At 37.8% G+C, this 9,101-nt stretch carries 9 protein-coding genes; 4 read left to right on the top strand and 5 right to left on the bottom strand.

The window, feature by feature from the left end; translation table 11 throughout:
• Positions 1-147 precede the first annotated feature (147 nt).
• The 3 genes from H4J59_RS03865 to speA form a co-directional block, all read right to left on the bottom strand.
• Positions 148-387 (bottom strand): type II toxin-antitoxin system ParD family antitoxin, encoded by a 240-nt coding sequence (locus tag H4J59_RS03865; RefSeq protein WP_182236965.1) that lies wholly within the window; start codon positions 385-387, stop codon positions 148-150.
• A gap of 145 nt (positions 388-532) precedes the next feature.
• Positions 533-1,459 (bottom strand): agmatinase, encoded by a 927-nt coding sequence (speB, locus tag H4J59_RS03860; RefSeq protein ID WP_182236963.1) that lies wholly within the window; start codon positions 1,457-1,459, stop codon positions 533-535.
• Positions 1,460-1,471: 12 nt separating this feature from the next.
• Positions 1,472-3,382, bottom strand: a complete 1,911-nt coding sequence (gene speA, locus H4J59_RS03855; RefSeq protein ID WP_182236961.1) for a biosynthetic arginine decarboxylase — start codon at positions 3,380-3,382, stop codon at positions 1,472-1,474.
• Between the two features lie 373 nt (positions 3,383-3,755).
• On the opposite strand from speA, the gene H4J59_RS03850 reads away from it, so the two are divergent.
• Together H4J59_RS03850 and astB are read left to right on the top strand one after the other, a co-directional pair.
• Positions 3,756-4,268: a fasciclin domain-containing protein gene (locus H4J59_RS03850; protein ID WP_182236959.1), complete on the top strand. Its 513-nt coding sequence runs from the start codon at positions 3,756-3,758 to the stop codon at positions 4,266-4,268.
• Between the two features lie 473 nt (positions 4,269-4,741).
• The gene (gene astB / locus H4J59_RS03845) at positions 4,742-6,079 is read left to right on the top strand and encodes an N-succinylarginine dihydrolase (protein WP_182236957.1); all 1,338 of its coding nucleotides are present in this window, start codon (positions 4,742-4,744) and stop codon (positions 6,077-6,079) included.
• 43 nt (positions 6,080-6,122) lie between these two features.
• Here the strand turns inward: astB and H4J59_RS19295 are convergent, their stop codons facing one another.
• Positions 6,123-6,254, bottom strand: a complete 132-nt coding sequence (locus H4J59_RS19295; RefSeq protein WP_259369380.1) for a hypothetical protein — start codon at positions 6,252-6,254, stop codon at positions 6,123-6,125.
• Between the two features lie 187 nt (positions 6,255-6,441).
• A complete protein-coding gene (locus tag H4J59_RS03840) occupies positions 6,442-7,377 on the bottom strand; it encodes a LysR family transcriptional regulator (protein WP_182236955.1) in 936 nt (311 codons plus the stop codon).
• 113 nt (positions 7,378-7,490) lie between these two features.
• On the opposite strand from H4J59_RS03840, the gene H4J59_RS03835 reads away from it, so the two are divergent.
• Positions 7,491-8,168 (top strand): pirin family protein, encoded by a 678-nt coding sequence (locus H4J59_RS03835; protein ID WP_182236952.1) that lies wholly within the window; start codon positions 7,491-7,493, stop codon positions 8,166-8,168.
• A gap of 183 nt (positions 8,169-8,351) precedes the next feature.
• Positions 8,352-8,891 (top strand): NADPH-dependent FMN reductase, encoded by a 540-nt coding sequence (locus tag H4J59_RS03830; RefSeq protein WP_182236950.1) that lies wholly within the window; start codon positions 8,352-8,354, stop codon positions 8,889-8,891.
• Positions 8,892-9,101 lie beyond the last annotated feature (210 nt).

Here is a 9,101-nt window from a genome sequence, read left to right as displayed (position 1 = left end):
CTAAAAAGTGGACGATGCCGATAAGAAATTGGAAAACGGCCTTGAATCGTTTTATGATTGAATTTGAAGACCGTTTGAAAGATGTTATTTAAACCTGGCAGTTACACAAAATCTGTTACAGGGTCGAAGATAGCAAAAAATCATTCATTAATGGTTATCTTTATCTAGCTCAGTCAACAAACTTTCAACGCTGTAATCGGCAATACCGCTTTGTTCGCCTTGAATTAGCATATTGCGTAAGTTTAAAAGTTTAGTTTCTTGATCTTCTAATGCTCTTAATCCTGCTCTAACAATTTCACTTGCTGAGCCATAACGACCAGTTTTAAGTTGTTGGTGTATAAACTGATCAAAATGATCACCCAATGTTACGCTTGTATTTTTAGCCATGATATAAAATCCGATAAATACCTATATATACCTATATATAATGGTATAAAAAATATTACAAGTCACTCAAAAGGACAAATAACAGTTGGTTTTTGCTCCATCGTCGCTTATTTTAACCAACCATTATTTGCCTCTTAATGGTCTATTATTTTAGCTTATGTTTAGCCGTCCAAATATGGGCTAACTCTAGAGCTATTGTTGCCGCGGCTAATGCGGTAACTTCACTGTTATCATAGGCCGGAGCTACTTCAACCACATCCATACCAACCAGGTTAATACCCACTAAAGCGCGCAAAATTCTTAATACTTTATCTGTAGTTAAACCGCCACATACGGGTGTACCTGTACCTGGGGCAAAGGCGGGATCTAAGCAGTCAATATCAAAGGTTAGGTAAACAGGCGTATTGCCCACCCTAGCTTTAATTAATGCGGCGATCTCCTCTACACTCATATCATTGGCTTGCATGGCATTAATCACAGAAAAACCATGGTCTTTCTCTTGGTAATTAGTGCGAATACCCACTTGAATAGATTTGTCTTTATCTATGAGTTTTTCTTTCGGCGCATGATAAAACATAGTGCCGTGATCATAACAGCTGCCATTGTTATAAGTATCGGTATGGGCATCAAAATGAATCAGTGCCATAGTGCCAAATTTTTTCGTATAAGCGCGTAGTATGGGCAAAGTAACAAAGTGATCTCCTCCTAACGATAAAACCGTTTTACCCGAGTCAAGTAACTGGCCTATAGCGGTTTCAACTTGCGCACAGAAGTGCGCAGAGTCTCCAGGAGAGAAAACCAAGTCGCCAGCATCCACTATGTTACAGTGTTTTAATAAGCTAAAAGGCCAAGGAAATCGCGTACCTTCCCAAGCCAAATTAACCGACGCTTGTCTAATGGCAGTAGGGGCCATTCGAGCGCCTGAACGCCCGGTGGTGGCCATGTCATAGGGTAAGCCTAAAACAACAATGTCAGCAGCTGACTCGACTGGGTTTTGCACTAAAGGCTGACGTAAAAATGTCATGGCATTTGAATAAATAGACTCATCTACTTGATTGAAAATATTTTTCATTACACTGACGCTCTATAAATCTTCAAGATAGGTATAACCCTGTAAGCCGGCTTCTAATTCATTAAAAATTTGTTCACCTTCAGTTGTTGATAATCTAGCCTCGATAAGCTCAGAATAAGTTCGTTTAAATAATTCTGGGTCTAAATGGACATAACGCAACATATCTTCAACCGTATCACCTTCATTAATTTCAGTGATTTCTGCTACACCCTCGTCATTAATGAAGACAACAGCGCTGTGTGTGTCGCCAAATAGATTATGCATATCACCTAAAATTTCTTGATAAGCACCCACTAAAAAGAAACCCAGTAAATAAGGATCGTCTTCTGTCCATGCCGGTACAGGTAATGTGCTTTCAATACCTTGGCCGTCAACATAATGGTCAATTGCGCCATCTGAATCACAAGTAATGTCTAATAATACGGCTCGTTTTTCATGTGATTTTTCTAAGTTATTTAACGGTAAAACAGGAAAAACCTGATCTATGCCCCACGCATCGGGTAATGATTGAAATAAAGAAAAGTTAACAAAAAATTTATCTGCAAGCTTTTCAGTTAAGCCATCAATTATCGGGCGATGGAAACGGTTTTTAGTATCCATTAATTTATTTAATTCATAACAAACACGCAAGTTAATTTGTTCTGCCCAAGCTCGCTGGGTTAAGTTTAATAACCCCATAGAAAATTGGCTGTGTACTTCCGCTAAATCACTTTGCGTGTCGTGATAAATTTCAATCAGTGCGCGATCATCATTACGGTCATTTAATTGCTTTAACGAGCGCCACATATTATTTAACAAGACAGACTCGTCAAGCATGGGCGCTTTTATCTCTTCTGGTTCATAAGATTCTGCGCCAATAACATTAGAAATTAATACCGCATGATGCGCGGTTAATGCTCTGCCCGATTCTGAAATAATCATCGGCATGGGTTGTTCATAACTCTTACAAATATCGCCAATAGTATGGACAATATTATTAGCATATTCGGCAACACTATAGTTCATTGAGTTATGTGACTGGCTGCGTGTACCATCATAGTCAATGGCCAAACCACCACCCACATCCATACATAAAAGCCCGGCACCAAGATGGCGAAGCTCACAATAAAAACGCGCCGCTTCACTAACACCTAATCTAACATCTCTTATATTGGCTATTTGCGAGCCTAAGTGAAAGTGCACTAGTTTTAACGCATCAAGCATGTTTTCTGCTTTAAGTATTTTAACCACGTTAAGTACTTGTGAAGCTGACAAACCAAACTTTGATTTTTCACCGCCACTGGCTTGCCATTTACCTTTACCTTGAGACGCTAAGCGTACCCGTATGCCTAATCTAGGCTCTACATTCAGTTTTTTCGCTTCGGCTAAAATCATCTCCAGTTCAGACATTTTCTCTAAAACAATATGAACTTGATGACCTAACTTTTCGCCGATTAATGCCAAACGCACATACTCTCGGTCTTTGTAACCATTACAAACAATAACCGATGAAACTTTTTGAGCCATGGCTAAAACAGCCAACAATTCTGCTTTACTACCTGCTTCAAGTCCTAATTGCGTGAATTCTTTGTTATTTTGGCTAGCCAAAATCTCATCAACAACTTCACGCTGTTGATTAACTTTAATAGGATAAACTAATAAATATTTTTGCTGATAATCATAGTCTGCTATTGCTTTATTAAAGGCTTCACACAAGCTGTGAATACGATGATGGATTATTTGTGGAAATCGCACTAAAGCAGGTAGCGTTAAGCCCTTACTTTCAATCATCTTGGCAATAGTACTTAATTCTACCGTATGATCTTGATGGTCAACTTTAGGCGCAACATATACATTTCCCGCATCATTTATACCGAAATAGCCCTGACTCCAATGGCGTACATTATAGTGTGCACGTGCGTGATCAAGATTATCTTTATTCATTCGTTTTCCTTTAGCCATTTTATTTAATAATAAAATGATAATTCATCATAAGTAACTGGCGCGAATTAGAGTTTATGAGCAGTTTAATGTCCAACAAAAAAAATCATTACAAATGAAAAATATTATTGATTAGTGACTTTAAGCTAGGTTTTTAGGGCTATTCGAAGCGTTAGCGCTATAAACTTAAGCTACTATTTAGTCAATTTAAACCTAGTGTTTTAGTATGCGTAGCCAATAGTCTAGCCATGTTAGGGGTAGCTTATAATATTTTATTGCCGATAATTTAATCAAACTGATCTTATTTTATTAACCATACGTAACTTTAATTTAACAAACACGTAGTCAAACCAGTAATCACTAAATAGGAAATATCATGTTAAATAAATTTATTGCAGTATTATCACTTATGGTTGCCAGCTTAGCTTTTATGCCTGCCGCTTTTGCAGGTCATCATAATGAGGGTGATCACGGTATGAAAAAAGATATTGTCGATGTCGCAGCTGAAAATGGTTCTTTCAACACTTTGGTTGCAGCAATTAAGGCGGCGGGGCTAGTTGACACGCTTAAAAGTGAAGGGCCTTTTACCGTATTTGCACCAACAGATGAAGCTTTTGCAAAGCTACCTGAAGGTACCGTTGAAATGCTGCTAGAACCAGAAAACAAAGATAAACTTGCTTCAATTTTAACCTATCACGTAGTTTCTGGAAAAGTGATGTCAACAGATGTTGTGAAAATAGACAGTGCAACTAGTGTTCAAGGTGAAATGTTGATGGTTGAAGTTGTTGATGGAAATGTAATGATAAACAACGCAAAAGTTATCATGGCAGATGTAAAAGCAAGTAATGGCGTGATACATGTTATTGACACAGTATTAATGCCTAAGTAAGCATAACCCTGCAGAGTATTAGTTTATTTTTATATCTTGATACTCTGCGACCTCGCATAATTTTTAGCTATGATCACTTTAATTTTTTAAGGTGATCATGATACAACAAGTCTAGAACAATCGCTGACAGAGCTTAAAAATCAAGATTAGACTAAACATTCACAACAAACTTCACTAATCAGTGACTTATCAGTTAAAGCCCGATGTTTTAAGTAGGCTTTATAATCGCCCTTTTTTATAAACACAACCTGTTATTGAGCAATAACTGAACCCCTTGGTATGACAATATTAAAGCGCTAGGGTGCCTTGTATTGGTGCGTCGATATAGTATACCTGTGTTACTCTGCATTACTCTGTTGCAAAGTTTAATGTAAGCAGGTACCTAAGTGCACAAGCTATTGATAACTAAGGTTAGTCTTTTAGTGGTACATACTTTGCTTTGTTCTAATAAATAATGGTATTCGAGAAAAATAATGAAAAGTATTGAAGTGAATTTTGATGGCTTAGTTGGCCCTACGCACAATTATGCTGGTTTATCTGAGGGCAATGTAGCTTCTTTATCGAATGCTACTGAGAGTTCAAATCCTAAAAGTGCCGCATTACAGGGTTTGAAAAAGATGAAAGCCTTGCATGATATGGGACTACATCAAGGGGTATTTGCCCCGCAAGAACGCCCTGATATTTACAGCTTAAAAAGATTAGGTTTTCAGGGTACAGACGCGCAAATTTTGGCAGCGGCATACAAGGCATCACCCACGCTACTCGCTGCTTGTTGCTCAGCATCAAGCATGTGGACGGCGAATGCGGCAACCGTATCTCCTTCGGCAGATACCATGGATCAAAAACTACATTTTACCGCCGCTAATTTAGCCAATAAATTTCATCGCTCGTTAGAGCCCGAAACAACCAGTAATATCCTCAAAGCCATGTTCGTTGATGATAAGTACTTTCAGCATCACCAACACCTAAATGACAATGAACATTTTGGTGATGAAGGCGCGGCTAATCATACGCGTTTATGTCAGGGCTATGGTGAACAAGGCGTCGAGATATTTACCTATGGCCGTTCAGGCTTTAATCGTAACAAACCGGCACCTACAAAGTTTCCGGCACGGCAAACGTTAGAAGCTAGTCAGGCAATAGCCAGATTACATGGCTTGTCGGCTGACAATACCGTTTTTGTGCAGCAAAATCCTGAGGTAATCGATCAGGGCGTATTTCATAATGATGTGATTGCAGTAGGTAATCAAAATGTTTTTCTTTACCATGAGCAAGCCTACCTTAATACCGCGTTATTTAAAGAAGAGCTTATGGGTAAATTTGCCGGTGACAAGCTGCATTTCTTGGAAGTTTCTACAGAACAAGTTTCGATTAAAGACGCGGTAAATAGCTATCTTTTTAATACGCAAATAGTGACCTTAAAAGATAATTCAATGGCTATTATTGCGCCAACACATTGCCGTGATAATGCCAGTGTTTATGATTATTTACAGTCTTTAACTACCGGTGATAATCCGGTCAACCATGTTGAGTTTTTTGACGTTAATGAAAGTATGAAAAATGGCGGTGGCCCAGCATGTTTACGGTTGAGAGTTGCCATGACAGAGCAGGAACTAGGTGCGGTTAACCCCGATTGTTTGTTAACTAATGCCTTGTATACTAAGCTAGTTGCTTGGGTCAATACTCATTATCGCGATAAATTGCTGATAGATGATTTAAGAGACCCACAATTGCTTATTGAGTCACGCACGGCATTAGACGAGCTTTCTCAGATATTATCGCTAGGATCAGTTTATCGTTTTCAGCAATAAATAATGCCTGACAAAGTAAAGGTGAGAAAGCCAGAAGGGCTATTCACTTAGCCCGACCAACCACTAAATGTTGTGGTGCCTTGCTTTTGTCATTTAGGTCTTGTTGGTGCGCTTTGTTGGCTCTAGAGCTTGCTTCATTAACGTCAGCTCCAAAACTTAAAGCAGTCGTTTGCATCAATGATTCCCTTATGACTTCTGATCCGACATTGCGGACATTAATCTTTTAGATAATTTGAATGAAATAGAGTTTTATTCTTAACTAAAAACTGCTTAGTGAAGTGTAGAAAGTGCATAGCTTTGGGTTATTGACCACTTAATCTAGCATAAAAGAGTTATGCACTGACTTCTTTAATCTGGGAGTGTTATTTATTACACTCACGAAATTTATCGATGAACCATCTTATTGCTCTGCCTTTGTTATTTGTTCTCCAGCCAATGAACAACGGGGTTAGCGGTGCATCTTTAGCGATAGGAAGGGAAACCAGATCACCAGTTTCAAGTTGATTAGTAATACGATGTGTCGGTAAAAAACCGACACCTAGCCCTCTAATTTGAGCTGATATTTTTTGCTCCATCGAGGCAACACGTAACACTGTTTGTTTCTCAAATATCCTATGAGTCATAGCTGGCGATTTTTTTGAAGAATCTTTAATGATAATTGAATGAAATGGCTTGATATCATCTTCTGATAAAGGGAGGTCGTATTCGAGCAAAGGGTGATTTTTTCCTACTACAAATTGCCAATCCGCTACTTTAATTTCTTCAAACTTAATTCCTTGAGTGCTTATTTCTGGGAGGGGTGCACCTATTACTAAGTCAGCTCTATTTTCAACAATTGCATCCCAACTCCCTGCTAATACTTCTTCAGTGATACAAACTTCAACACGGGTTTGAAGTTTATAAAACTCTTCAACGACATCATATAACTCTTCAATATCATAAATAGTATCGAGTGCTATAGTGATATGAGATTCCCAGCCACTGTCTACTTGTTTTGCTGTTTCGACAATACTTTGAGCTGCTTTTAGTAATTCTCGACCTTGCTCAAGTAGCACTTTACCCGCAGGCGTTAATATAGATCTTCGACCTTCTCGTCGATAGATCATAATCCCTAAATCTTCTTCTAATTTTTGTACTGTATAAGTGACCGTTGACGGTACGCGATATAAAGCAGCTGCTGCAGCCGCAAAGCTGCCTTTTCTATCAATTGCATCTAACACTTCACAAGCTTCTAAAGATAACTTCACCGGTTCACCTATTAATAGTACCATTAAAAATGGTTCAGTTTTTTCGAACATATTTGTCAGTATAACTTAATATTAATAAAAAATAATTAATATACAATAGCTATATCGTTCGAAAAAACAAAACAGTTTTTTGTTATCAACTAATAGTGAAATAGGAAAATAGCATGAAGTTATTAAAAAGAGATTCATTGCACCGAGGTGGGTTTTCAGGATTAAGAGAAACGCGCCTTATTGTTGATAACAAAGTTGGTGGTCAAAATGATACATGGAACGGACTTGGCAGCTTTATTTACTTAGCCGACGCACGTTTTTTACCTAAAGGTGAAACGGGCATGCACCCGCATAAAGAACTAGATGTTATTACGGTAATGTTAGAAGGGCGTGTAAAACATAAAGGTTCTTTAGAGAACGGAAAGTCTATGCAGGCAAATCAAGTTCAAGCACAGCGTGCTGGTGGAGAAGGCTTTCGACACAATGAAATTAATCCAGACCATATAGAAAATAGAATGCTGCAAATATGGGCTTTACCTGAAACTGTCGGTGAACCTGCTAGTTACAAATTTTATGAACTTAACAAAAACCAAATGGTACGAGTTTATGGCGGTAATAAATCTCAAAAACTAACACTTGATAGCCATACTATTATTGAAGTTGGTTTGTTAAGTAAAAATAAACACGTCACTCAGGAGGGAGAGTTCATAGCCTATATCACTGGTGGTGAAGGTATTCTAAATGGGGTTAAAGTAAAAGATGGTGATTTAATTCGTGATGAAAATTTAGCTTTTACCGTGCTAAGTGATCAAGTTCATCTATCACTTATTTATGTAAATAAGGTTAATTAAACGCCTTAATATGTAGAAAATTATTAGCAAGTAAATGGCTAAAGGTTGGCCTAAGTGGCTTCTAAATTAGTGACAGTCTCTATACAAATATATTAAAGAAAAAATAACTTAACTTACTTAACATAACAAAAGGGCTGATCTTAAATTAAAAGGCCAACCCTACATAATATGGGAATTGTAATCATGAAAAAAATACTAACCGTATCAGCTAGTAATAGTAAAAACTCTATCAACAGAACACTATTAGAATTAGCGTCAAGCAAAGTTGAAGGACATGAAGTTGCTATGCTAGATATTCGAGACTATCCAATGCCTTTTTTTAGTCTAGATAGAGAAGAAAATGAAGGTCATCCAGAAACAGCTAAGCAAGTACGTGCGTTATTTGCTGAATATGATGCCTTTATCATTTCATCTCCAGAACATAATGGAGCAATGCCGGCAGAATTCAAAAATTTAATCGACTGGGTTTCTCGTTTAGGTGATTTACAAAACCCAATGTTTGCTACGAAAAAGCCAGTATTATTACTTAGTACTTCTCCGGGCCCTAATGGTGGAGCTACTAACCTTCAAACTTTATCGCACTTAATGCCGTGGTGGGGAGCTGATATTAAAGGCACGTATAGCTTAGGTAGTTTTTATGATTACTTTGTCGATGGTAAATTAAATGCTGAAAAAGATCAGGATCTTACAAACGTTGTAACAGATTTTGTGAACGTAATTTAATTCGTTCATATTAATTAGCTGCTTAAAATATAGTTGTATCAATGGCTGCAATAGGCTCATTGTGACTGCGATTTATAGTGATTCCGGACCCTGTAACAAAATCTGTGTAACTGCCTATTATTAATACCCATGTAGGGTTAAGGATAGGCAGACTATGAATAAGAAAGCACTCGAAGCGTTCGGTAAGCAAGCGGCTAAATCAATTAAGAC

The sequence above is a fragment of the Colwellia sp. MB02u-10 genome, assembly GCF_014077185.1.
GTDB lineage: Bacteria > Pseudomonadota > Gammaproteobacteria > Enterobacterales > Alteromonadaceae > Cognaticolwellia.
This window is presented reverse-complemented; position numbering and strand designations above follow the sequence as displayed.

Coding starts and splice junctions, on each gene's coding strand:
- speB (WP_182236963.1), bottom strand. CDS start 1,459: ATGAAAAATATTTTCAATCAAGTAGATGAGTCTATTTATTCAAATGCC.
- H4J59_RS03840 (WP_182236955.1), bottom strand. CDS start 7,377: ATGTTCGAAAAAACTGAACCATTTTTAATGGTACTATTAATAGGTGAA.
- H4J59_RS03850 (WP_182236959.1), top strand. CDS start 3,756: ATGTTAAATAAATTTATTGCAGTATTATCACTTATGGTTGCCAGCTTA.
- H4J59_RS03865 (WP_182236965.1), bottom strand. CDS start 387: ATGGCTAAAAATACAAGCGTAACATTGGGTGATCATTTTGATCAGTTT.
- H4J59_RS03835 (WP_182236952.1), top strand. CDS start 7,491: ATGAAGTTATTAAAAAGAGATTCATTGCACCGAGGTGGGTTTTCAGGA.
- H4J59_RS03830 (WP_182236950.1), top strand. CDS start 8,352: ATGAAAAAAATACTAACCGTATCAGCTAGTAATAGTAAAAACTCTATC.
- astB (WP_182236957.1), top strand. CDS start 4,742: ATGAAAAGTATTGAAGTGAATTTTGATGGCTTAGTTGGCCCTACGCAC.
- H4J59_RS19295 (WP_259369380.1), bottom strand. CDS start 6,254: ATGCAAACGACTGCTTTAAGTTTTGGAGCTGACGTTAATGAAGCAAGC.
- speA (WP_182236961.1), bottom strand. CDS start 3,382: ATGAATAAAGATAATCTTGATCACGCACGTGCACACTATAATGTACGC.